The organism is Edaphobacter acidisoli, from assembly GCF_014642855.1.
GTDB classification, from domain to species: Bacteria; Acidobacteriota; Terriglobia; order Terriglobales; family Acidobacteriaceae; genus Edaphobacter; species Edaphobacter acidisoli.
Genome location: NZ_BMJB01000001.1, coordinates 2212248 through 2235124 on the forward strand (window position 1 = coordinate 2212248; position 22877 = coordinate 2235124).

The 22877-nt window shown below is 59.0% G+C and carries 20 protein-coding genes; 7 read left to right on the plus strand and 13 right to left on the minus strand.

Annotated elements, in window-relative coordinates:
* Positions 1–75 precede the first annotated feature (75 nt).
* Positions 76–2079, minus strand: a complete 2004-nt coding sequence (gene tkt / locus IEX36_RS08925) for a transketolase (RefSeq protein ID WP_188758993.1) — start codon at positions 2077–2079, stop codon at positions 76–78.
* Positions 2080–2196: 117 nt separating this feature from the next.
* Positions 2197–4683 (minus strand): glycoside hydrolase family 15 protein, encoded by a 2487-nt coding sequence (locus IEX36_RS08930; RefSeq protein ID WP_188758994.1) that lies wholly within the window; start codon positions 4681–4683, stop codon positions 2197–2199.
* 211 nt (positions 4684–4894) lie between these two features.
* Between IEX36_RS08930 and IEX36_RS08935 the strand changes: the two genes are divergently transcribed.
* Both IEX36_RS08935 and IEX36_RS08940 read left to right on the plus strand, forming a co-directional pair.
* Positions 4895–5512, plus strand: a complete 618-nt coding sequence (locus IEX36_RS08935; RefSeq protein ID WP_188758995.1) for a superoxide dismutase — start codon at positions 4895–4897, stop codon at positions 5510–5512.
* Positions 5513–5633: 121 nt separating this feature from the next.
* Positions 5634–7253, plus strand: a complete 1620-nt coding sequence (locus tag IEX36_RS08940) for a carboxylesterase/lipase family protein (protein ID WP_188758996.1) — start codon at positions 5634–5636, stop codon at positions 7251–7253.
* Between the two features lie 31 nt (positions 7254–7284).
* On the opposite strand, the gene IEX36_RS08945 is transcribed toward IEX36_RS08940, so the two are convergent.
* From IEX36_RS08945 to IEX36_RS08980, 8 genes are all read right to left on the minus strand, one after another.
* Positions 7285–7650: a DUF6632 domain-containing protein gene (locus IEX36_RS08945; protein ID WP_229668823.1), complete on the minus strand. Its 366-nt coding sequence runs from the start codon at positions 7648–7650 to the stop codon at positions 7285–7287.
* A 151-nt stretch (positions 7651–7801) separates the two neighbouring features.
* Complete coding sequence (gene typA / locus IEX36_RS08950; protein ID WP_188758998.1) at positions 7802–9634, minus strand: translational GTPase TypA; 1833 nt, start codon at positions 9632–9634, stop codon at positions 7802–7804.
* A 585-nt stretch (positions 9635–10219) separates the two neighbouring features.
* Positions 10220–10984: an SDR family oxidoreductase gene (locus tag IEX36_RS08955; RefSeq protein WP_188758999.1), complete on the minus strand. Its 765-nt coding sequence runs from the start codon at positions 10982–10984 to the stop codon at positions 10220–10222.
* Positions 10981–12363, minus strand: a complete 1383-nt coding sequence (locus IEX36_RS08960; protein ID WP_188759000.1) for an FAD-binding oxidoreductase — start codon at positions 12361–12363, stop codon at positions 10981–10983. The genes IEX36_RS08955 and IEX36_RS08960 overlap by 4 nt, the downstream gene beginning before the upstream one ends.
* Before the next feature lie 243 nt (positions 12364–12606).
* A complete protein-coding gene (rplT, locus tag IEX36_RS08965; protein ID WP_188759001.1) occupies positions 12607–12993 on the minus strand; it encodes a 50S ribosomal protein L20 in 387 nt (128 codons plus the stop codon).
* 187 nt (positions 12994–13180) lie between these two features.
* Positions 13181–13378, minus strand: a complete 198-nt coding sequence (gene rpmI, locus IEX36_RS08970; protein ID WP_188759002.1) for a 50S ribosomal protein L35 — start codon at positions 13376–13378, stop codon at positions 13181–13183.
* A 135-nt stretch (positions 13379–13513) separates the two neighbouring features.
* Complete coding sequence (locus tag IEX36_RS08975) at positions 13514–13861, minus strand: hypothetical protein (protein WP_188759003.1); 348 nt, start codon at positions 13859–13861, stop codon at positions 13514–13516.
* A gap of 53 nt (positions 13862–13914) precedes the next feature.
* On the minus strand, positions 13915–14247 hold the full coding sequence (locus IEX36_RS08980) for a hypothetical protein (RefSeq protein WP_188759004.1): 333 nt from the start codon (positions 14245–14247) through the stop codon (positions 13915–13917).
* Positions 14248–14685: 438 nt separating this feature from the next.
* Here IEX36_RS08980 and gyrB point away from each other — a divergent pair, with 438 nt between their 5' ends.
* Both gyrB and IEX36_RS08990 read left to right on the plus strand, forming a co-directional pair.
* The gene (gene gyrB / locus IEX36_RS08985) at positions 14686–17349 is read left to right on the plus strand and encodes a DNA topoisomerase (ATP-hydrolyzing) subunit B (RefSeq protein ID WP_188759005.1); all 2664 of its coding nucleotides are present in this window, start codon (positions 14686–14688) and stop codon (positions 17347–17349) included.
* A 67-nt stretch (positions 17350–17416) separates the two neighbouring features.
* Positions 17417–19282, plus strand: a complete 1866-nt coding sequence (locus IEX36_RS08990) for an amidase (protein ID WP_229668824.1) — start codon at positions 17417–17419, stop codon at positions 19280–19282.
* On the opposite strand, the gene IEX36_RS08995 is transcribed toward IEX36_RS08990, so the two are convergent.
* The gene (locus IEX36_RS08995) at positions 19279–20010 is read right to left on the minus strand and encodes an SDR family oxidoreductase (protein WP_188759006.1); all 732 of its coding nucleotides are present in this window, start codon (positions 20008–20010) and stop codon (positions 19279–19281) included. The genes IEX36_RS08990 and IEX36_RS08995 overlap by 4 nt on opposite strands.
* Before the next feature lie 42 nt (positions 20011–20052).
* On the opposite strand from IEX36_RS08995, the gene IEX36_RS09000 reads away from it, so the two are divergent.
* The 3 genes from IEX36_RS09000 (at position 20053) to IEX36_RS09010 (ending at position 21674) form a co-directional block, all read left to right on the plus strand.
* Complete coding sequence (locus tag IEX36_RS09000) at positions 20053–20838, plus strand: ATP-binding cassette domain-containing protein (RefSeq protein WP_188759007.1); 786 nt, start codon at positions 20053–20055, stop codon at positions 20836–20838.
* A gap of 120 nt (positions 20839–20958) precedes the next feature.
* Entirely contained in the window at positions 20959–21246 is a 288-nt protein-coding gene (locus tag IEX36_RS09005) for a SemiSWEET transporter (protein WP_188759008.1), read from the plus strand.
* Positions 21243–21674, plus strand: coding sequence for a DUF971 domain-containing protein (locus tag IEX36_RS09010; RefSeq protein ID WP_188759009.1), 432 nt, complete (start codon positions 21243–21245; stop codon positions 21672–21674). Before IEX36_RS09005 ends, IEX36_RS09010 begins: the two co-directional genes overlap by 4 nt.
* Here the strand turns inward: IEX36_RS09010 and IEX36_RS09015 are convergent.
* Positions 21664–22209, minus strand: a complete 546-nt coding sequence (locus tag IEX36_RS09015) for an LOG family protein (protein WP_188759010.1) — start codon at positions 22207–22209, stop codon at positions 21664–21666. The genes IEX36_RS09010 and IEX36_RS09015 overlap by 11 nt on opposite strands.
* A 123-nt stretch (positions 22210–22332) precedes the next feature.
* Positions 22333–22671, minus strand: a complete 339-nt coding sequence (locus IEX36_RS09020) for a hypothetical protein (protein WP_188759011.1) — start codon at positions 22669–22671, stop codon at positions 22333–22335.
* Positions 22672–22877: the final 206 nt, after the last annotated feature.

Consider the following 22877-nt stretch of genomic DNA (forward strand, 5'->3'; position numbering starts at 1 on the left):
GATGCAACAACGCCAGTAGTATCGGAGAAAACATGAGGGCGAAGCGCACTGCTCCGCCCTCACTCCATCAACTGTTTACTTCTTGACCAGCTTCTTCGCTACTTCAACCACGTGAGCAACGCTGATGCCGAGCTTCTCCATCGCAATCGGTCCCGGCGCAGAAGCGCCAAAGCGGTCCAGGCCAACCACCGCGCCATTGTGGCCGATGTACTTGTACCAGCCCAGCGTCGCGCCCGCTTCAACCGCCAGCTTCGGCGTACTCTCCGGCAGAAGCTGATCCCGATAAGCCTGATCCTGCTCCTCGAAGACCCGGAAGCTCGGCATCGAAACCACCGAAGCGTTGATGCCCGCAGCCTTCAGTTCCTCAGCAGCCTTCAGCACCAGCGACACCTCCGAACCCGTAGCGATCAGGATAATGTCCTTGCCGCTCGCATCCAGCGCATATGCGCCCTTCCGCACGCCCTCGGCGACCTTGTACTTCGCCGCATCCAGCACCGGCAGGTCCTGCCGCGACAACGCCATAAAGCTCGCGCTCTTACGCTCCAGCGCCAACTGCCAGCACGCCGCCGTCTCGTTCGCGTCTGCCGGACGGAAGTCCGTCAGGTGCGGAATCAGCCGCAGGCTCATCAGCTGCTCAATCGGCTGGTGCGTCGGACCATCCTCGCCCAGACCAATCGAGTCGTGCGTAAACACAAACAGCGAGTGCACATTCATCAGTGCAGCCATGCGGATCGCCGAGCGCGCATAGTCCGAAAACACAAAGAACGTCGAACCGAACGGAATCAGCCCGCCATGTGCAGCCATGCCATTGACCATCGCGCACATGCCAAACTCGCGCACGCCAAAGAACACATTGCGTCCCTTGGGATCGACATGGAAGCTCGGCGAATCCTTGAAGATCGTCTTCGTCGAAGCCGTCAGGTCAGCCGCGCCGCCAAACAACTCCGGCACAACGCCCGCAACCGCGTTCATCACCACCTGGCCGGCGTTGCGCGTAGCCACAGCCTTGTCGGTCGGGAAGACAGGAATCTTCTTCTCCCAACCATCCGCAAGCTTCGCCGCGATCACGCGCTCAAACTCCGCCGCAGGCTCCGGATAAGCCTTTTTGTACTCGGCAAAGTCCGCGTTCCACGCTTCATGCTCCTTCTTGCCACGAGCCTTGGCCTTGCCCCAGTTTGCCGCCGCCTCTTCCGGCACGTAGAAGGTCTTGTCCTCGGGCCAGCCAAGGTTCTTCTTCGTGGCCTTCACCGCGTCCACTCCCAAAGCCTCGCCATGCACTTTGCTCGTGCCGGCCTTCGGGCTGCCGTAGCCAATCACCGTGCGCACGCGAATCAGCGAAGGCCGCGTCGTCTCAGCCTGCGCCGCGCGAATCGCCGCCTCAATCGCCACCAGGTCGTTGCCATCGTGGACCATCTGCACGTGCCAGTTGTACGCCTCAAAGCGCAGCGTCACGTCCTCGGTGTAGCTCAGCTCCGTCGGACCATCCAGCGAGATCAGGTTGTCGTCATACAGCACAACCAGTTTGCCCAGTCCCAGCGTCCCAGCCAGCGAAGCCGTCTCATGCGAGATGCCTTCCATCAGGTCGCCATCGCCGCAAAGCACATACGTGAAGTGGTTGACGATATTGTGACCATCGCGGTTATAAACCGCAGCCATATGCTTCTCTGCCGTCGCGATGCCCACAGCCATGCCGAAGCCCTGTCCCAGCGGCCCGGTCGTCACCTCAACACCAGGAGCCTCACCGTACTCCGGGTGTCCCGGCGTATGCGAGCCATACTGGCGGAACTGCTCAAGCTGCGATATCGGCAAGCCATAGCCCGCAAGGTGCAACGCGCCATACAGCAGCGCCGAGGCGTGGCCATTCGACAGCACAAACCGGTCGCGGTTAATCCACTTCGGATCCGCGGGATCATACCGCATCAGCTTGTGGTAGAGCAGGTACGCGATAGGAGCGCAGCCGAGCGGCGCGCCAGGGTGGCCGGAGTTGGCCTTCTGTACCGCGTCCACGGCGAGAAAACGGAGGGCATTAATGGAAAGCTGATCGAGGGCGTGCTGCTTGTCAGATAGCTGGTCGCTCATTCTCTTCCTTCTTCAACGTGCAGGGTCAACGTAGGCCGCTTCCCGGCACTGATTCGATTAATTTGGCCTGTTCCCTTCCAGTGTACAGTCGGCGCGCGCACAGGCGCATCCTCAGCCTTAGGAGGAAGCAGTTCTGTAGGTGATTCCAGGAACAATGGAAACGTCAATATTTCTGCCCAGCCAGCGTTCGCCATTCTGGTCAACCCAGCAAAGCGTAAACACCAGCGAACCTGTCTGTCCGGCAGCGATGGGGATGTTGGCGACGAAGCCAGGGTTTCCGACCGTATGCGAGTCGGTGCTGAGCGTCGTGGCCCAGCCATCCATAGAATAAACGACCCGGAACCTGCCCGCATCAACGATACGCAGCGTGTGGCCCGCCGGAATCGACGTAACCGGCCGCGTCAGTTGAAATATCTCTGTGTGGTTGGCAAACGTGCGTTTGTCTTTGGGCACCGCGTAGCGACGCTCCACCACGGATATCCTGTCCATCACCGCGCGATTCGTCACCGAGCACAGCAGCTTCAGATACTCCGAGTGCGCCCACACCAGCGGCTGCGCCGACCCCGCCGGCCGTCCCCGGAACATCCCGCACTGCGGCATGTCCGCCGTGTCCCACACCTGTTCCGGCAACATGCCGCCACGCGAGCTGAACTGCTCGAGCGCCGTAATCAGCGGTTTCACATCGCGACCCGCGGCCAGTTCATAATGCGCCCGCTCACCCGCCAGCAGAGGCCACGAACGCCCCTGTCCCCAACCCTCATACGGGCCGCCATCTTTCCTCTCCCCATAGCCATCGTGGTTATAACGTCGCCAGCATGGCCCATACGGGCTTTCGCTCTTCAGGCAGTAATCCACCACCTTCAGCGAGTCCACAATCAGTGGATCGTCTGCGCGCCTGATTCCATACCGCACCAGCTCCAGAAATCCGGCATCGATAATCTCCCGCGCCTCAAACACCGACTTCTCCCCCGGCTCGCGATTATTAATCTGCACCGACCCCACAGGAATATCGTTGTTATGAAACGGCTCGCCCGGAGCCGGCGGACGAATCCGCATGTAGTGCCGCTTAATCTGCGGATGCAGCACGCCCTCGTCGGTCGTCGTCCACTCATCCAGATGCGCTTCAATCCAATCGGCGTATGACTCCAGAAACTCCGCCTGCTCCTCCGAACCCCGCGCCCGCATAATGTCCGCCGCGCAGATCAGCCCCGAGATCACCGCCGCCAGCGTCGAAGGCGAATATCCCGCGGCCTCCTCCCACCGCTCCTGCTGCGTAATCGGCGCATACCGCACCAGAAACGACGCGGCCCTTTCGACAAACGGAACGATGTCGAACTTGCCCAGCCCATCCATCTTCCACAGCCGCCACGCCAGCATGATCGGAAACGCGACCTCATCCAGCTGAATCCCCGACCAGTATGGTGTGCCATCGATCCAGAAGTTCTGCGCGAAGCTTCCATCCGGCCGCTGCGTACAAGCCAAATACACCAGCGCTCTCAGCGCCGTGCTCGCGCGCCCCGGATGCAGCGCTTCGTCCGTGCATCCGCACTCCAGTAGCGCTGTCGCCGTCTGCACCATATCGCGCGTCCACACCAGGTGATATCCGCCCAGATCCACATCGCTCTTCGACGCACCCCACGGTATCGAAGCCGATGCGATAAACGCGCCCGAAAATGTCTTGTCCTCATGCGTCAGCAGCAGCTTGTGGCTGATCCGCGCCAGCCTGCCTTTGTCTGTCGAAGCAGCCGCCAGCCTGTCCACCGGGGCCGCCCGCTGCCACTGTGCAATAAACCGGTCGCGGTGCTCGCCAAAGTCCGACGCCAGGCTCTGCTTCATCTGCGCCACCGCCGCATGGGGTCCTTCGCCAAACGCAATCGCAATCGTAAACTCCGGGTGCTGCGCGATGTCGATCTCGCCCATCACGGCGATATTGCCATTCAGCGCCTGCCCGAAGTGCCAATCCATCTTCAAATGCTGCGCCACGTCCTGGTAGCCATCGCTCGCGCCCACATATCCGCACGACGAGGCAGTAAACCCGCAATCCGCCCCCATCGCCAGCGACACCCCATCCTTCCACGCCAGCAGGCACCGTTTCCCAGCCATGTCCACCGACCGCGCCGAGTTTCCCCACCCGCCCACATTCAGGTGCGGTGCCAGCAGCGCATAGCACTTCAGCCGCGAAAGCACCGCATCTTCGCCCTCAAGCTTCACATGCATCAATACCACCGGGTGATGTGGGTCCGCGACGAACTCCTTGGTCACCGTATACAGCCCGCGCGTATCCGTCGCCCTCACGCGCACTGCCGGAGCCGCAGGATCCATGTACTCGAAGTCATACTCAAGGTCGCGCTTCTCTTCGTGAAAAAACGTCTCGCCGTCAGAGAACAGCAGCTCCATATCGCGCGTCTGCGGACGGTCGATCGTCGGGTAATAGATTTCGTTCAGGATGCCGTGCGAAAGCGTGAACCAGACGCGGCTCGATGCAGCATACGCGGTCACAACCGCATCCTTGCTGCTCGACGTCCAACGAGGTTCCAGTCCAGGAGAGCCAAAGGCAGGGCCATCATCATCAAGCCAGTGGTAGGAAGGGTTCTGATCGCTCATGGTTACTCCGTTAGATGTTCACACGGTCGAAGCCGTCACCACAACCTGCGGCAAATTACACAATACATCCCCAACGTTGCGTTATGATTCAGAGGTTGCCGCTCGCGTCCGTGCATCGTGTCCGGCCCCGCGCGCATCGAACCCAACTGAAGACATTCACAAGCGCTGCCGCCCGGCAGCCTTCAAACAAGCGAACACGAGGAGAACAACCGTGGCATACGAACTTCCCCCTTTGCCCTACGACTACGCTGCCCTTGAACCTCACATCGACGAAGCAACCATGAAGCTCCACCACGACAAGCACCATCAGGCCTACGTCAACAACCTGAACGGCGCCGTCGAGAAACATCCGGATCTGAGCAAAAAATCAGCCGAAGAGCTGCTGAAATCCCTCGACACCGTCCCTGAAGACGTTCGCGCCACCGTCCGCAACAACGGCGGCGGCCACGTCAACCACTCCATGTTCTGGCAGATCATGAAGCCCAAGGGCGGCGGCGAGCCCTCCGGCGACATCGCCCAGCAGATCAAGGCCGACTTCGGCTCCTTCGAAGACATGAAAAAGCTCTTCAACGAGACCACGGCCAAACAGTTCGGCTCCGGCTGGGGCTGGCTCATCTTCACCGGCGGCAAGCTGAAGATCGTCACCACGCCCAACCAGGACAACCCCATCTCGCAGGGCCACTACCCCATCCTCGGCAACGACGTTTGGGAGCACGCCTACTACCTCAAGTACCAGAACAAGCGCCCCGACTACCTCGCCGCCTGGTGGAACACCGTCAACTGGGACGAGGTCAACAAGCGCTTCGCCACTGCAAAATCTCACAAGTAATCCACCACACAATTCCGCATCACGGCACGAGGGCTGCACACCGCAGCCCTCGTTTGCGTCTTCCCCGCTCCTCCACACGTCATTTCAAAAAAGAAAAAGTTCCCGCTCAACCGGAGGACACGTGGACGAAGCTCTCCTCACCCGCCGCACCCTCGTGCGCAACGCCGCCATCGCCGCCGCAGCCGCGACCATCGCGCCCAAACGCACCTGGGCGCAAGCCAGCCCCGTCGCCACCACCACCTCCGGCAAAGTCCGCGGCACAGTGCAAGACGGTGTCTACGTCTTCAAAGGCATCCCCTACGGCGCCGACACCGCCCACCGCCGCTTCCAGCCCGCCGAAAAGCCCACTCCCTGGACCGGCGTCCGCGACACCGTGACCTTCGGCCCGCAATCACCACAGCCCATCCACCACCGCATCGGCCGCTCCACCTTCAGCTATCTCGACGAAGACAGCCCCGTCAACAGCGAAGACTGCCTCCACCTCAACATCTGGACCTCCGCCCTCGACGACCGCAAGCGTCCCGTCATGGTCTACATCCACGGTGGCGCCTACTCCTCCAGCAGCAGCAACGGCCCCATCTACGACGGCACGCGCCTCGTCCGCCGCGGCGATGTAGTCGTCGTCACCATGAACCACCGTCTCAATCTCTTCGGCTACCTCTACCTGGCCCAACTCGGCTCACCAGACCTTGCCCAAAGCGGCAACATCGGCCAGCTCGACCTCGTCCTCATGCTCCAGTGGGTCCGCGACAACATCGCCCGCTTCGGCGGCGACCCCTCCCGCATCATGATCTTCGGCCAATCCGGCGGCGGAGCCAAATGCGCCACCCTCATGGCCATGCCCGCCGCGCGTGGACTCTTCCACCGCGTCATCACCATGAGCGGCCAGCAGCTCACCGCCCGCACTCCCGCCCACGCCGCCGCATCCGCCGAAGCCGTCCTCGCGCAACTCGGCCTCACCCGCGCCACACTCAACGACATCCGCGACCCACGCAAAGTCCCGATGGACCGCCTCGTCGACGCCATCCACTCCGGCGGCTATTTCGGCCCCGTACTCGACGGCCAGGTCCTCAACCGCGACCCATTCTCACCCGACGCGCCCGCGCTCTCCGCCAGCGTCCCGATGATCCTCGGCAACACGCACGACGAGACGCGCCTGCTCATCGGCGCATCCGACCCACGTCTCTTCAACCTCACCTGGGACGAGCTCCCCACGCGGCTCGAACACTATCGCCAATTCCTCGGCGCCTACAAAACCGCAGACATCATCGCCGACTACCGTCGCTGGTATCCCGCCTACTCCGCCAGCGACGTATTTTTCGCAGTTACGACAGGGTTCAGAAGCTGGCACGGCATGGTCATCGAAAGCGACCGCCGCGCCGCGCAGCACGGCCCAACATGGACGTATAACTTCACCTGGAAATCACCCGCCGACGGCGGCAAGTGGGGCGCGCCCCACACCATCGACATTCCCTTCGCCTTTGACAACGTCGAAATCGCCGCATCCATGACCGGTAACACGCCAGAAGCGCAACGCCTTGCCGCCAAAGTCAGCGAAACCTTCATCACCTTCGCCCGCACCGGCGACCCCAACAACCGCGCCATCCCACACTGGCCGCGCTACAACCTGGACCATCGCTCCACCATGCTCTGGGATACCACTCCACACATCGAAGACGACCCACGCGGCAACGAGCGCAAACTCATCGCACAAGCCCCCTACACCCAGCCCGGAACATAAGTCGAGAACCAGGGCTCAGAGTCTCGAAGAATCAACCCAGCTGATTAACACTGAAACGAGCGACAGGCCGTGGTGTAAGTGAGATGAGGGCAATGCCGATAATCACGAGAACGCCCACCCCGATCAGTTCTCCACGCTCAATCATGTTGCGCAACGCCTGAGTGCCCATCACCACCGCGTGCGCCAAACTGGACCACGCCGTGAACGCAATCAGGCTGCGATGCGCCGATGGGTTCCGGATTGCCAGCAACAGAAAAACCCCTAGCGTGACATAGAGACTCAACATCATAGCCAGCGCAGGATCCTGTCGCATCATCGTCGCCATCGGGTAAGACAAAGCCACGAAAAGTAGTCCCACCAGCGCCAGGACTATCTTCAACGCTCGTTCCCGAACCATACGTGTCCTCCCAGATGCCAGGCAACCCAGCGAACTTCTGTTCAGGACTCATTCGCAGGATAGACCAGCGCCGTTGAGAGTGTAGCTCCGTCTTCAAATCCGAGGCTGCGGATATCTCAGTCTTCGTCACTGAGATATCCGCGGCGAGCCGTTACTCCGGCTGCCCCTTCCGAGGCCGGCGATTCGCCTGCAACACCTTCTTCCGCAACCGCAGCGACTTCGGCGTCACCTCGACCAGCTCATCATCGGCAATGAACTCAATCGACTGCTCGAGCGTCAACTGCTTATACGGAACCAGCCGCAGAGCCTCATCAGCCGAGCTCGCGCGCATATTGGTCAGCTTCTTCTCACGCACGCAGTTCACGTCCAGGTCGTTATCGCGCGAGTGCTCGCCGATAATCATGCCCTCGTAGACATCAATCCCATCCGGCACAAACAGCACGCCGCGGTCCTGCAGCCCATTCAGCGCGTAAATCGTGGTCGTGCCCGCGCGATCAGCAATCAGGGCGCCCGTAGGCCGCTGCGGAATCTCACCCTGATACGGCACATACCCATCCGCAATCGAGTTCATGATGATCGTGCCGCGCGTCTCCGTCAGCATCTCCGACCGCAGCCCAATCAGCCCGCGCGAAGGAATCTTGAACTCCATCCGCACGCGCCCCGAGCCATGATTGGTCATCTTCACCATCTCGCCCTTGCGCGGCCCCAGCCGCTCAATCACCGTGCCTACAAAGGTCTCCGGAATATCGACTGTCAGGTACTCATTCGGCTCCATCAACTGGTCGTCAATCCGCCGCGTCACAATCTCGGGCCGCGACACCATCAGCTCAAAGCCCTCGCGCCGCATCATCTCAATCAGCACCGAAAGCTGAAGCTCACCACGACCCAGCACCTTGAACGTATCGGGCGAACCAGTATCTTCCACGCGAATCGAAACGTTCGTCAGCAGCTCTTTATCCAGCCGCTCCTTCAGATTACGGCTCGTCACATACTGCCCCTCGCGCCCCGCAAACGGCCCGTTGTTCACCGAGAACTGAATCGCAATCGTCGGCTCATCAATCTTGATCAGCGGCAGTGGCGACGGGTTTTCGATATTCGTAAACGACTCGCCAATCGTGATGCCCGAAACGCCCGCAATGGCGACGATATCGCCCAGCTGCGTCTCCGGCGTATCAATCCGCTTCAAGCCGTCAAACGTAAACAGCTTCGTAATCTTGACCGTCTCCAGCTTCCCATCCGTCTTCGAGACGGCAACCTCCTGCCCCGTCTTGAGCGTGCCGTTGAAGACACGCGCAATGGCCAACCGGCCGAGGTAGTCGGAGTAATCAAGATTCGTGACAAGAATCTGAAGCGAGCCCTCAGGATCGCCCTTCGCCGGAGGAATCGTGTTTACGATCAGGTCAAACAGCGGCTTCAGGTCCGTGCCCGGCTGCGCCAGGTCCATCGTCGCCGTGCCCTGCTTACCGTTCGTGTAGATGATGGGGAAGTCGAGCACGCTCTCATCGGCATCAAGATCGATGAACAGGTCATAGACCTCGTTCACCACCTCCTGCGGCCGCGCGTCCGGACGGTCAATCTTGTTGATGACCAGAATCGGCGTCAGCTTCGCCTCCAACGCCTTCGAGAGCACATAGCGCGTCTGCGGCAGCGGCCCTTCCGACGCGTCCACCAGCAACACAACACCATCGACCATCTTCAGCGCGCGCTCCACCTCGCCGCCAAAGTCCGCGTGGCCCGGCGTATCGACAATATTGATCTTCGAATCGAGGTAGTGAATGGCCGTGTTCTTGGCCAGAATCGTAATGCCGCGCTCGCGCTCCAGATCGTTCGAGTCCATCACACGATCGGCAACCGCCTCGTTCGTGCGGAACGTCCCGCTCTGACGCAGCATCGCATCCACCAGCGTGGTCTTGCCATGGTCGACGTGGGCAATAATGGCGATATTGAAGATAGGCTTAACGGCAACGGCGGTCGAGTTACTCACGGCGTAGATGTCCTGTCTGTGCGCTTAAGGGAATGGTTTGTAGGGGAAGAACGCGCAAGTACTAGTTTATCCCAGATCGTAGTGGATACCCCGTGAAGAGGTGGTCAAAGTTCACCCCAAATAACTCATTCCCCTGCATACATTTACAAAATTTTCAAAAGAATCTCCCGCGAAATCCGCGTGTCAAGCCCCCAAACCCCATAACCAATTCAATCTAAATCGGTTACCCGTGGCGGGATTCCAGTCTCAGAAAACTAAAATAGAAATAGGGGGCAAATTATGGGTTTTCGCCATACCGCACTCTGTGCGTCGAAGTGAGCACCCACATAAAACCACGTCATCTCGACCGCGAGTGGGCAGTACTCGCCACAAACCACGTCATCTCGACCGAAGCGAAGCGGAGTGGAGAGACCCCTGTATTTCGCTTTTGGCCTTCCCAAACTTCGATCTTAATCATTTGAAATGAAGACTTTGAAGAAACTAAAGATCCACACCCCAAATAGAATCAGGACTTTAGCCAGGTACCCTCAAAATAAAGCCTGTATTTCGAAGACTTTAGCACTTAAGTACGGGGAGGGGGTACCCCTAAAGATTGAGCTTCTTGAACACCCGCTCCGGGATGTGCCGCACCACAAACATGATCCCCCGCCACTGGAACGGCACGTACACCGTGTCCTTCCCCTTCGCCACGGCCTTGACGATCGCCTCTGCCACCGCGTCCACATCCGCGAACTTCTCACTCTTCGGCATTCCAGCGGTCATCGCCGTCCGCACCGGTCCCGGCTTGATCGTCACCACCTTCACGCCCTCACGGTCCACCCGGTTCCGCAGCCCATCGAGAAACGCCGACAGCCCCGCCTTCGACGACCCGTACACGTAGTTCGACTTCCGCCCCCGGTCCCCAGCCACCGAAGACAGCACCGCAATCGTCCCCGACCGCCGCTGTACACAGAAGTTCGCCAGCCACGTCACCAGCGACACAGGAGCCATGAAGTTCGTGTGGATGATCTGCGCCGCCGTATTGAAGTCCTGCTCCGCATGAGTCTGGTCGCCCAGAATCCCATGCGCCAGATACGCAACATCCATCCCGGTCAACGAATTGATCGCGTGGGCCAGCAGCGCAGGATGCTTGTCCGTATCGTCCAGATCGGCAATCGCTGTGTCGACGAAGCTCGCGCCGCGTGTCTTCAGGTCAGCGGCCACAGCGGCGAGCTTCTCCGCATTCCTCGCCACCAGGAAGAAGCTCGCCCCCTGCGCAGCCCATATCCTGCACGTAGCCTCGGCAATCCCCGAGGTCGCCCCGAGCACAAGAATCTTCCGCGGTGTCGTCGAATTCTGCCTGTCTGTCATATTCCTGATGTCTCTCCGGTAACTCGCTCCCAGAAGCTGGAAGTGAGCAGAGGATCGCGGTAGCGCGCAAACTGCTGCCACTGCGGATAAAACGCCTGGTACTGCATCGCGGTCATCGCCGCATCCTTCGCCGGATACAGCCTCCCGCCAAACTCGTACACCATGTCCGCCAGCCGATGCACCAGCGGAAACGTCCGGTCCTGCTTGATGGGAAAGTCGAGCGCCAACGTGATGCCCGGCTTCGGAAAACTCATCATGCCGGGTGAAGGAACATCGCCAAATGCCTTGAGCACCGCTAGAAAACTCGCAAGGCCAGACTTCGCCACCTCGTGCAGAATGGCGACCGTCCCTTCCTTCGCGTGCTCCCACGGAATCACGTACTGAAATTGGAGCAGCCCGCGCTTGCCGTACATGCGGTTCCAGTGCAGCACCTTGTCCAGCGGATAGAAGAACGGCTCGTAGTCCTGCACCGCGACCGAATGCTTCGAGAACTGCTTATGGAAGAATGCTGCGTTAAAGAGGCTGACACTCAACCGGTTTAACGCAAAGCCCGGCGCGTCGAACGGAAAGACCAGCTTCGGCTTCGGCGACGGCAAGAGCGTATCGCGCTTGGCCGAGTGGTCTCCCTGCATAAAGATTCCACGCGCAAAGTTCTTGCCAGTCGAGGTGACATCCACCCAGCTCACCGTGTACTCGACGTCCTTGCTCTCGTCGGTCAGTGCCAGAAACTCGTCGATACCGTGAAACTGAATCCCCTCATAATCAATCAGCCGCGAGACAATCGGCTTCAGCCGCAGCGTCGCCCACGAGATGAAGCCCGTCAAGCCGAGTCCGCCGATGGTCGCCGCGTACCAGTCAGGATTCTCCATCGGCGAGCACAGCTTCCGCGTCCCGTCCGAGCGGACCAGCTCGAACTGCGTCACATGGCAGCCAAACGTTCCGGCCATGTGATGGTTCTTGCCGTGAATATCGTTCGCTATGGCCCCGCCCAGCGTGACGTACTTCGTTCCAGGACTAACTGGAAGGAAGAACCCGCGCGGCACAGCAAAGTCAAGAATCTGGGCCAGCGTAATGCCAGCCTCAGCAGTAAGCAGCCCGGTCTCAGGGTCGAAGGTTATCAGCCGGTTCATGCCGGTCGTGACAAGCAGGTTGCCATCTTTCAGCAGACAGGCATCGCCGTAGCTCCGTCCCATGCCAACAGGAAGAGCACCATTGAGGAGGCTTGGTGCAATGGCCGAAAAGTCATTCTGCCAGTGCAGCGGAATCACAGTCGCGCCATACGTGGGATAGCGCCCCCACGACTCGAACGGCGCACTCGGCGTCTGTCCTTCCGAAACCCGCAGATTCAGTTGTTCCGTTGCTGGCGGCGCTGCTGGCATGGATTCAAGCATAGACGATTGGCGAGCGCATCGCGGTGAGGCGTACAGAAAGGCTTAACACCGATTTACACAGATTTCACCGATCTCAAGACGAAAGCCGAACAGGAGAAGAGAGATCTAACTCGCTCCAATCGGTGTGATCGGTGCCAATCGGTGTTAAGCCTCTTGCGCTGCCTCCGGGAAGATTCATTAGAAAGAAGAGGCACGGCCGGGGCCGTGCCATCGTTTGAAAAAATGGATTGCTTAGGCGGCTTTGGCCCGCTTGGCTGCCGCATCCTTGAGAGCAGCCTTAGCCTGCTCAGCAAGCGCAGCAAAACCCGCTGCATCGTTGGCGGCGATGTCAGCCAGCACCTTGCGATCGAGCTGGTTGCCAGCCTTCTTGAGGCCGTCGATGAAGGTCGAGTAGCTCAGGCCGTTCTGCTTTGCCGCCGCGCCAATACGGACGATCCACAGCGAGCGGAACTGCCGTTTCTTCTGCTTGCGGCCCGTATAGGCGAACATGAGCGAGCGCTCAACCGCCTCCTGAGCCGCCTGATAAAGCTTTGATTTCGTGAGGAAGTAACCACTCGCGCGCTTCAGAATCTTTTTGCGGCGATCGTTGCGTTTTGTACCACGTTTTACACGAGGCATGTGCCTTGCTCCTTTTGCGTACTTCGTTTAAGCGGCTGGAGGCAAGGTGGCCTCTTCACTCGCTATGCAACTTCAAGTCTCGGTGGAGTCCGCGAACTCTGCGATGCTCCAGGGGCCTCTACGCTTTGACCGGCCCTTTGTTCTTGTGTGAACGGCTCGACCTGAAAACCTCAATTCCGAGCGCCGATCAGGCGTAAGGAATCATGCGGGCGACCTTTGCCGAATCCGCCTCGCTGACCAGCACGATGCCTCCAAGCTTGCGCTTGGTCTTCGTGGCCTTCGAGGTGAGGATATGGCGCATCTTCGACTGACCGCGCTTGAACTTACCCGTGCCGGTCTTCTTGAAGCGCTTGGCTGCGCCTGAGTGTGTCTTCAACTTTGGCATTGTGATCCTGAAAGTTACTGCTTTGGGGACAACCTCTTGAGTATATACGAGGTCGGCATCGAAGACAAAGACGCCATAGCCTGCGGGGAGATTCAGGCCACGGCGTCTTTAGGTTGTGACACTGGGTGTATGGGTTTAGCCGCTGATGCCTTTGCCGCTACCGGCCGTTCCGCTGCCGGAACCAGAGCCCGTGGTTGAGCCTCCACCGGAAGTGGAACCTCCGCCGGACGTGGACCCACCGCTATTGACCTCACAGCCACTGCTGTCGTTGCCGTGACCGTGATCACATTCCTTTCCATTGTTGTCATCACTGAAGCCGCCGCGTCCGTCCTGGCTGTTGTGATACCAGCCCAAGCCGAGGAAAGACCAGTGATTCCCGCTGTTGCCGTCGCTCTTGTGAGCGTTGTCACAAGCGATCGCGGAAGACGTCGCCATAAATGCAATGCTGAGTACCGATGCGATTGCTAGCTTGTTCAATTTCATAATGCTCCCCTTCTGATGTCGAAGATTCTGGAGATAACCGTTCTGGAACAGAATTAACCGCTGATACCCTTGCCACTGCCAGCCGTTCCGCTGCCCGAGCCGGAGCCGGTGGTACCAGAACCAGATGTGCTGCCGCCGGTCGAGCATGGCGTGCCGTTGTAGCCCTTGGTTGGGTTGCAGTCGTGCTGACCACCGTCACCATTACCGTCGTGATGATTGCAGCCGCCATCATGGTCGTGACCGAAGTGGTTGTGGCACCAACCGGTGAATGACCAGCCGCCGGAGTCGCTCGAAGAGCTTCCTCCGTGGTCACACGCATATGCAGAGGAGCTGGCCACGAACGCCAATCCCAGGACAGAAGCTACGAGTAAGCGATTGAATCTCATCGAGTTACGCCTCCTACCAACGAAACAATGATAACAATGTGCAATTTTTTGCATATAACACTTTCAGGTTACCTTGAATTACTCATGGCATATTTATCGCCCAAATCATTGATTACCAAGTAGATTACCTTCGCGATTTTGCCGGTCAGCTTTCTCAAGATGGCTCGCTGCGCGCTAATACAAGAAAATATTCCAGACTCTGGTGGGTCTAACCCAGACTCCGATTGCGTGCAAAAGTCTTGAACCACGCGGGGTGCAGGTCGATTCTGACGACCTGAAATTCACCTCTAAACGTGATACACTTAAGCTACCGGACGCGATACCGAGACACCTCTAAAACGCTGGAATGAAGCGGGTTTCGCGCAATCAAGCAAATTGAGATTCGGTCTGGCCCCGGCCCAGACGGCCCCCGGCGAACATAACTACCACTGGAGATACATGGCATCGACGGCAATCCCCACCGAAACAGCCCTTCTGGATCTGGAAGACAGCGCTAAAACCGCCACGCAGGCTTCAAAGAAGGAGCAGTCTGGCGGCTACTCGGCCGAGAACATTACCGTTCTTGAAGGCCTTGAGGCTGTGCGGCTACGCCCTGCGATGTACATCGGCTCGACCGGAGAAATGGGTCTGCACCACCTGGTCTATGAAGTTGTCGACAACTCGGTGGACGAGGCACTAGGCGGGCACGCGACACGCATCGACGTCACTATCCACGTCGACAACTCCATCACCGTCACCGATGACGGTCGCGGCATTCCGGTTGACGATAAAGTCATCAACGGCGAGAAGATGCCAGCCGTACAGGTCGTGCTCACGATGCTCCACGCCGGCGGCAAGTTCGACTCCTCAAACTACAAAGTCTCCGGCGGCCTGCATGGCGTGGGCGTAAGCTGCGTCAACGCGCTCAGCGAAGAGTTCGATGTCGAGATCTGGCGCGACGGCTTCGCCTGGGAGCAGGACTACTCCAAGGGTATTCCGACCAGCAAGCTGCGCAAGATGGGCCCAACCAAGCGCCTCGGGACCAAGATCCACTTTCTTCCCGATAAGACCATCTTTTCCGTCACCGAGTTCAACTACGACACGCTGGCGCAGCGGCTGCGCGAGCTGGCCTTTCTGAACAAGGGTCTTGAAATCCACCTGACCGACGAGCGCACGACCGACTCCAAAACCGGCGAGAGCAAGCACCAGGAGTTCAAGTATGTCGGCGGCATTGCCGAGTTCATCAAGCACCTCAACAAGGGCAAGGCCGTGCTACACGACAAGCCCATCTACATGGAAGCCGAGCGCGACAACGTCGTCATGGAGATCGGGCTCCAGTACAACGACAGCTACTCGGAGACGGTCTTCACCTTCGCCAACAACATCAACACCGTTGACGGAGGCACGCACCTGTCGGGCTTCAAAACCGCTCTGACCCGCACCATTAATGCCGCAGGGCAGGCTCTGGGTCTGTTCAAAGATGTGAAGGAAAACCTCTCGGGCGACGACGTGCGCGAGGGCCTGGTTGTTGTCATCAGCGTGAAGCTCAGCCAGCCGCAGTTTGAAGGCCAGACCAAGGGCAAGTTGAACTCCGACATCGCCGGCACGGTGCAGGCATTTGTGAACGAGCGGCTGGGCGCTTTCCTCGAACAGACACCCGCTGTTGCCAAGAAGATCATCAACAAGGCAATCGACGCCGCCCGCGCCCGCGAAGCAGCCCGCAAGGCCCGCGACCTCACCCGCCGCAAAGGCGCGCTCGACGGCGGCGGACTGCCGGGCAAACTCGCCGATTGCTCTGAGCGCGAGCCGGACCGCTGCGAACTCTATCTGGTCGAGGGCGAAAGCGCAGGCGGCACTGCCAAGCAGGGTCGCGACCGTAAGTTCCAAGCTATCCTGCCACTCAAGGGCAAGATCCTCAATGTCGAAAAAGCCCGCTACGACAAGATGCTGGGCCACGAGGAAATCCGCGCCATGATCACTGCCCTCGGCTGCGGCATCGGCAAGGACGACTTCGACGCCACCAAACTCCGCTACGGCAAGATCATCCTGATGACCGATGCAGACGTGGACGGCTCGCACATCCGCACGCTCCTGCTCACCTTCTTCTTCCGCCACATGACGGAGCTGATCAAGCGCGGCAATGTCTTCATCGCGCAGCCGCCGCTCTATCGCATCAAGAAGGGCAAGTTTGAGCAGTACATCAAGGACGACCGCGAGTACGTCAACGTCATGGTCAAGCGTGCCTCTGAAGGCATGGTCATTCGCTACGGCGAAGGCGGCGCAAGGCTCGAAGGTCGCGACCTCACCAAATTCATGGGCCAGCTCAACGACTTCCTCGGCTTCTTCGAGAAGGTCCAGAAGCGCCTTCGCAACGAAGAAGTCACCGAGGCATTCGCCGACCTCTTCAGCCATCAGGGCAAAGACCCGGTGCACCGTGCCGACTTCGAATCGCCCGCAAAGCTCAAGACCATGCGCGAGAAGCTCGTGGCCATGCAGAAGACGTACCAGTTCAAGTCCGTCGGCGAAGTCGAGATGAACGAAGAGCGGCAGATGTACTCCGTCAGCTTCACCGACGCGCAGGGCGCGGTCCGAGTAATCGACTGGGCGCTCGCTTCCTCACCGGAAAGCCGTCAGATGCTCTCCAAACACGCGCTCCTCAACGGCCAGCTCACCGGACCGTTCTTCATCGAGTACGCCTCAAAAAGCAAAGCTGAGGCCGCCGTCGAAGCCGAAGAAGAAGCCGAAGAAGCCGCATCGGAAGAGGGCGTCGCTCCAACTGCCAGTGCCCCAGGCACCGTCGCCGAAGCCAAGCCCGGCAAGCGCACCAATAAGAGCTCGCACGATCCGGTCGAGAAGAAGACTGTCCGCGAGGTCTTCGACTACGTTATCGAGCAGGGCCGCAAAGAGTACCAGGTCCAACGTTATAAGGGCCTCGGTGAAATGACCGCTCCGCAGCTCTGGGAAACCACGATGGACCCGGACCGCCGCACGCTCCTCCAGGTCAAGCTCGAAGACATCGCCGCCTGCGAAGAGATATTCACCACTTTGATGGGTGAAGACGTCGAGAGCCGCCGCAAATTCATCGAAGAAAACGCCCTCGATGTAAAGAACCTCGACATCTAACTGGTATCGCATTCATATCAAACGAGAGCCCCGCTTTTGCGGGGCTTTTCTTCTGCAATAATGCGGCATGCGTGAACTGCACCCTTCTCAAAACATGAATGAATTCAACCGGCGGCGCTTTCTCGCCGCATGCGCCGCTGCTGGTGTGGGTAGCACTTTGCTGCCGGGTGTATTGCTTGGCATGACAGTCGATGCGGAGAACACGCAAGGCGCGGGTGTAAGCGGCAGCGCGCTCGAAAAGATTACGCCTGAGATGATCGATACCGCAGCCGCAATCGCTGGGCTGAAGATTACCGCAAAGCAGAAGGCCATGATGCTGGATAGCTTGTCGCGAATGCGGGATTCGATCGAGGTCATCCGCACACTCAAGATGCCGAATAGCGTGGCTCCCGCATTTGTCTTCGATCCGGTACCCGGCGGCATGAAGCTGGAAACAGAGCGCAAGCCGATGCAGATCAGCGCCGCGCCAGATGTCACACGACTAGCCGAGGCCAGTGTAGGTTCGGACGATCTTGCGTTCGCCTCCGTACGCGAGCTGGCAGAGTTGATCAGAACGCGCAAAGTCACCAGCGTTGCGCTGACGAAGATGTATCTGGCCCGCCTCAAAAAGTACGATCCGCAACTACACTTCGTCATCACCTTCACCGAAGACCGCGCCCTGGCGCAGGCCGTCGCCGCCGATGCCGAAATCGCCGCAGGCAACTATCGCGGCCCGCTGCATGGCATTCCCTGGGGAGCGAAGGACCTGCTCGCGGTAAAGGGATATCCCACAACCTGGGGTGCGGGCGGCTTCGAAAAACAGAGCTTTGATTACGACGCAACTGTAGTCAGGCGTCTGGACGCGGCAGGCGCGGTATTGGTTGCGAAACTCAGTATGGGCGCACTCGCCAGCGGGCCAATCTGGTTTGGCGGGATGACGCGCACTCCCTGGAACCCTCGGCAGCCTTCCAGCGGTTCATCGGCGGGGTCGGCCTCGACAGTAGGAGCAGGCTGCGTCGGCTTCGCCATCGGGACTGAAACGCTTGGCTCGATCTCCTCGCCCTGCACGCGGTGCGGAGCGACCGGACTAAGGCCAACGTTTGGCTTCGTGCCGCGCACCGGAGCCATGGCGCTGAGCTGGACCATGGATAAGATCGGCCCCATCGCCCGGTCCGTGGAAGACTGCGCGCTCGTCATGAACGCCATCTACGGTCCCGACGAACAAGACCTGAGCGTGCGCGACGCCGCCTTCAACTGGGACGCCGAGTTCAACTGGAGATCCCTTCGCGTTGGCTATCTGAAAGACGAGTTCGAGCCTCCTCGTCAACCTGACGGAACCACTCCCGAGGCAAAACGAGATTTTGAAAGCCGCACCTACGACGCCAAATACGCTCTGAGCACACTCGATACTCTCCGGAACATGGGGGTGAAGCTGGTTCCGGTAGAGATGCCGCATGGCTGCCACTTCGGCGACATCACCCCGGTCCTCGAAGCTGAGGCAGCCGCTGCATTCGACGAACTCACACTCACAGGCCGCGACGCCCTGCTCACCGAGCAGGGCCCACACGAGTGGCCGAACACATTCCGTATCGCACGGTTCTACCCCGCAGTCGATTACATTCAGGCACAGCGCGCGCGAACGCTGGCGATGAGAGCGATGGCTTCTGTGTTTGATCAGGTCGACGTGATCGTAACGCCATCGGACGGCGCTCAGCTAAGCGCAACCAATCTAACGGGACATCCGGCGGTGATTGTGCCGAATGGCGTGCGCGGCGACGGCGCGCCTCAGCCGTTGCACACCGGCGATGGAGATCCTGAAAATGTCGGAGGCCCGGGAACGCCCGTCTCGATTACGTTTCTCGGTACTCTGTACTCTGACGCACGGCTGGCCGCATTCGCGCGCGCCTATCAGCACGAAACCGCGTTCAATCTGATGCGACCAAAAATCAGCTAGCCCATGTGTCGCACGGTCATCTGCGGAATGCGAACGTTAGGCGGCAACGTACAGGCATAAACAATCGCTTCAGCCACCTCAGCAGGCTCCATCATTTGCGAGTTGCGAATGAACTCTTCCGTGCGCCCATGTCCAAGCGCGAACTCGGATTTCACGCCGCCGGGAAAGATCGTCCCCACCTTGATGCCATGTTTGCGCAACTCAGCATCAAGAGCCTGCGAAAAGCCCGCCTGAGCGAACTTGGTCGCGCAATAGACAGACTCGCCTGCAACGCCCTGAAGCCCAGCTACTGATGACACAAACAAAATCGTCCCGCACTTCGCGGCAATCATGTGCGGCGCCGCATAGCGCGAGAAGAGAAACCCGCTGCGCATATTGGCATTCATCAGCGCGTCATACTCCTCCGCAGAAGTATCGACGAGGCCCTTGTAATTCCCCGCGCCAGCGTTGTTGATAAGAATATCAAGACGACCAAACGTACCGATCGCAAGCTCAACAGCCTGCTGCGCGGTAACCTCGTCAGCAGCATCGCCAGCGTGAAAAGCGACCTTCACCCCAAGCGACTCCGCCTCAGCACAAAGTCTGCGAAGCCGTTCCTCGCGCCGAGCCGTCACCACAAGGTTCGCGCCGCGCTGCGCGAGAGCAACCGCTGTGGCCCATCCGATGCCCGCGCTGGCCCCTGTGACGAGCGCGGTTTTCCCTGCGAGCACTCCGTCTGTCTGTTGCATCTTGAAAGTGTTCTCCTGATTTCCCGATGGTAGCATCCGTTTATGGCCGCCGAAGTACTACTAGAAGCGCGAGGGCTCTCGAAGGAATACAGCGCGGGCACCCGCGTAGTGGACGACGTCTCATTCACCATCGCGCGCGGCGAAACTCTGGGACTGGTCGGCGAATCCGGCTCAGGCAAAAGTACAGTAGCGCGAATGCTTCTGCGGCTTATTGAGCCTTCCGCAGGGTCGCTGCAATACAACGGAATCGACCTGCTTGCCGCCGGACCGCTTCAATTACGCTCAATGCGGAGGCGAATGCAAATCGTCTTCCAGGACCCCTTCGCCGCCCTCAACCCAAGAATGCGCGTGCGCGAAATTCTCGCCGAACCATTCCGCATTCACGGCGAATCCCACTCCGCCACTGAAGGCCGCCTCGCCGCAATGCTCCACGAGGTAGATCTCGAGCCAGAAGCGCTCAATCGCTTCCCTCACGAGTTCAGCGGAGGCCAACGCCAGCGCATCAACATTGCCCGCGCCCTCGCGCTCAAACCAGAGTTCGTCGTCCTGGACGAGCCAGTCAGCGCACTCGATGTCTCCGTGGGAGCGCAGGTCGTGAACCTGCTCAAAGAATTGCAGCGCACCTACGGACTCACCTACCTGTTCATCTCGCACTCGATGCCGCTAGTTCGCTACCTCTGCGACCGCGTTGCGGTAATGCGCCACGGACGTATCGTCGAGATCGGCAATTGCGTCGAAGTCTGCGACTCTCCCACACACGAGTACACGCGCGGCCTCATAGCCGCCACACCAGAGATCCCGCATAGCATCTCACCCAATCCAATGTAGTTAGTCAATCCCGATACAATAGAAGTTGGAGAAACCTGCGCTTTACCGGCCATCGCCACGCAGACAGCGGCAAGACTGCAGAAGCAATTCTCCCCACACAAATCCGGAGGCAGCATCCTCATGCACAGCGCGGTTGATCTGATCGGTTACCTTGCGGCTGCGTGCACAACGCTTTCGTTCCTTCCGCAGCTCATGCGTGTGCTCAAGCTACGCTCCGCGCGTGACATCTCCCTGGGCATGTTTCTTGTCTTCTCCCTCGGGACCGCGCTGTGGCTTACCTACGGCTTCTCAATTCACTCCTGGCCCGTCATCGTAGCCAATGCAGTCACGCTGGTGCTCGCGCTCAGCATCCTCTTTTTGAAACTGCGCTACGACCGTAACGCGCTTAAGGAGGTGACGCCGGCATGAGCCACGAAGGAATCCGCTTTGTTAGCGAAGAAGAAGCCCAGCGCGCAAGCGCCGAAGACGCACGTCTTCATGTCGATGCTGTGACACCAGCAAAAGTCCGGGTCATGAAGTCAGAAGGCACCGGCGTCGAAATCGACTGGAAGGATGGCCACCACAGCGCATGGACCTTCGCCTGGCTACGCAACGCCTGCCCCTGCGCGACCTGCCACGATGAACGCGAAAAATCAGGCCGCGCTCCCGGAGTCGCGGAACCCAAGGCGCAAACATTGCTCGTGATATATGAAGCTCCTCCACGCCCGGTTGAAGTCACGCCGGTTGGTAAGTACGCTCTCAAATTCAAATGGAACGACAGCCATGAGAGCGGAATCTATTCCTGGGAGTACCTCCGCCGCGTCTGCCAGTGCGCAATCTGCAAAACTAAGCGGTAATTGCTAGCAAACGTAGAGCGTCTTCCACCGTGTTCGCCACCAGCAAGGCTTCTCGATTCTTCGGTTTCAACAGGCCCTCTGCGATACAGTGGTCGAGGAAATCGAGCAGCTTGTCATAGAAACCGTTGATGTTCACGAGAACGATTGGCTTCTGATGCAGACGGAGCGAATGCCATGCAAGCACTTCGAAAAGCTCCTCGAAAGTACCGAAACCACCAGGAAGTGCGATGAAAGCATCCGCACGCTGGCCAATCAACGCCTTACGAGTGTGCATAGTATCTGTAATGTGAAGTTCGGTAATACCGTGATGGGCCACTTCCAGATCAACCAACACATCAGGGATTACCCCGACGACCCTGCCACCAGCTGCGAGAGAGGCTTCCGCCACCGCGCACATCAAGCCAACCCTGGCGCCGCCATAGACGACACCAATGCCATGTCGAGCCAACAGGCGTCCTAGGATCTCTGCCGACTGACGATAAACAGGATCAACACCGTTTGCCGATGCGCAAAAGACAGCTACGTTCTCCACCATGTGTGATGAGAATATCAAAACACAATCGAAGAAGTGCCTGATCGCAATAAACGAGTGGTAGCCGGCTGCGATCTTATTTGCAACCGGCTATCCGGTGAGGCAAGGCGTGACGCGCATAGATGATTATTTGAGTGTGACAGTGGTCCCGCTGTACCGCGAGGCAACCTCAAGGATCAGTGACTTGGCCTCGTCATTGGTCGTAATGCGGGTGCCCACGGGAAGTTCGAGCGTAACCGAGGTGCCAGCAGCAATGGTCAGAGCCTTGTCACCGGCCAGGACCTGGCGGTCCGTACTTGAACCGTTATTAAGAGTGAGGCGTACCTCTTTGACCTTGTCCGTTTTGCCCCTTCCAAACATTGCATGTAAGGAGGAAACTCCGACGATCGGAGATGCAAACACAACCGGCGAGGCTACGAGAGATGCAGCAACGAGTGCGACAGCGATGAGATAACGACGATTCATACATTGCTCCGAATTTTGAGATTTCGAATGGAAGCTCACTGATTAGTTCAGTGAGTCCTGATGGATTTGGATTACGCAGATTGGAGTCTGCTGGTTCCAAAAAGTTTTTATTTTTTTGTAGCGGGACAAGATTGCGCACAAATTATTTGCACGGATTGGCCCTATAACAAAATCGTGACAAAAAACCCCACAGCCCTAGGCGATAA

What these genes read in the sequence shown, in the direction of transcription:
- tkt (WP_188758993.1), bottom strand. Translation starts at nt 2,079, where the DNA reads ATGAGCGACCAGCTATCTGACAAGCAGCACGCCCTCGATCAGCTTTCC.
- IEX36_RS08930 (WP_188758994.1), bottom strand. Translation starts at nt 4,683, where the DNA reads ATGAGCGATCAGAACCCTTCCTACCACTGGCTTGATGATGATGGCCCT.
- IEX36_RS08945 (WP_229668823.1), bottom strand. Translation starts at nt 7,650, where the DNA reads ATGGTTCGGGAACGAGCGTTGAAGATAGTCCTGGCGCTGGTGGGACTA.
- IEX36_RS08955 (WP_188758999.1), bottom strand. Translation starts at nt 10,984, where the DNA reads ATGACAGACAGGCAGAATTCGACGACACCGCGGAAGATTCTTGTGCTC.
- IEX36_RS08960 (WP_188759000.1), bottom strand. Translation starts at nt 12,363, where the DNA reads ATGCCAGCAGCGCCGCCAGCAACGGAACAACTGAATCTGCGGGTTTCG.
- rplT (WP_188759001.1), bottom strand. Translation starts at nt 12,993, where the DNA reads ATGCCTCGTGTAAAACGTGGTACAAAACGCAACGATCGCCGCAAAAAG.
- rpmI (WP_188759002.1), bottom strand. Translation starts at nt 13,378, where the DNA reads ATGCCAAAGTTGAAGACACACTCAGGCGCAGCCAAGCGCTTCAAGAAG.
- IEX36_RS08975 (WP_188759003.1), bottom strand. Translation starts at nt 13,861, where the DNA reads ATGAAATTGAACAAGCTAGCAATCGCATCGGTACTCAGCATTGCATTT.
- IEX36_RS08980 (WP_188759004.1), bottom strand. Translation starts at nt 14,247, where the DNA reads ATGAGATTCAATCGCTTACTCGTAGCTTCTGTCCTGGGATTGGCGTTC.
- gyrB (WP_188759005.1), top strand. Translation starts at nt 14,686, where the DNA reads ATGGCATCGACGGCAATCCCCACCGAAACAGCCCTTCTGGATCTGGAA.
- IEX36_RS08990 (WP_229668824.1), top strand. Translation starts at nt 17,417, where the DNA reads ATGCGTGAACTGCACCCTTCTCAAAACATGAATGAATTCAACCGGCGG.
- IEX36_RS08995 (WP_188759006.1), bottom strand. Translation starts at nt 20,010, where the DNA reads ATGCAACAGACAGACGGAGTGCTCGCAGGGAAAACCGCGCTCGTCACA.
- IEX36_RS09000 (WP_188759007.1), top strand. Translation starts at nt 20,053, where the DNA reads ATGGCCGCCGAAGTACTACTAGAAGCGCGAGGGCTCTCGAAGGAATAC.
- IEX36_RS09005 (WP_188759008.1), top strand. Translation starts at nt 20,959, where the DNA reads ATGCACAGCGCGGTTGATCTGATCGGTTACCTTGCGGCTGCGTGCACA.
- IEX36_RS09010 (WP_188759009.1), top strand. Translation starts at nt 21,243, where the DNA reads ATGAGCCACGAAGGAATCCGCTTTGTTAGCGAAGAAGAAGCCCAGCGC.
- IEX36_RS09015 (WP_188759010.1), bottom strand. Translation starts at nt 22,209, where the DNA reads ATGGTGGAGAACGTAGCTGTCTTTTGCGCATCGGCAAACGGTGTTGAT.
- IEX36_RS09020 (WP_188759011.1), bottom strand. Translation starts at nt 22,671, where the DNA reads ATGAATCGTCGTTATCTCATCGCTGTCGCACTCGTTGCTGCATCTCTC.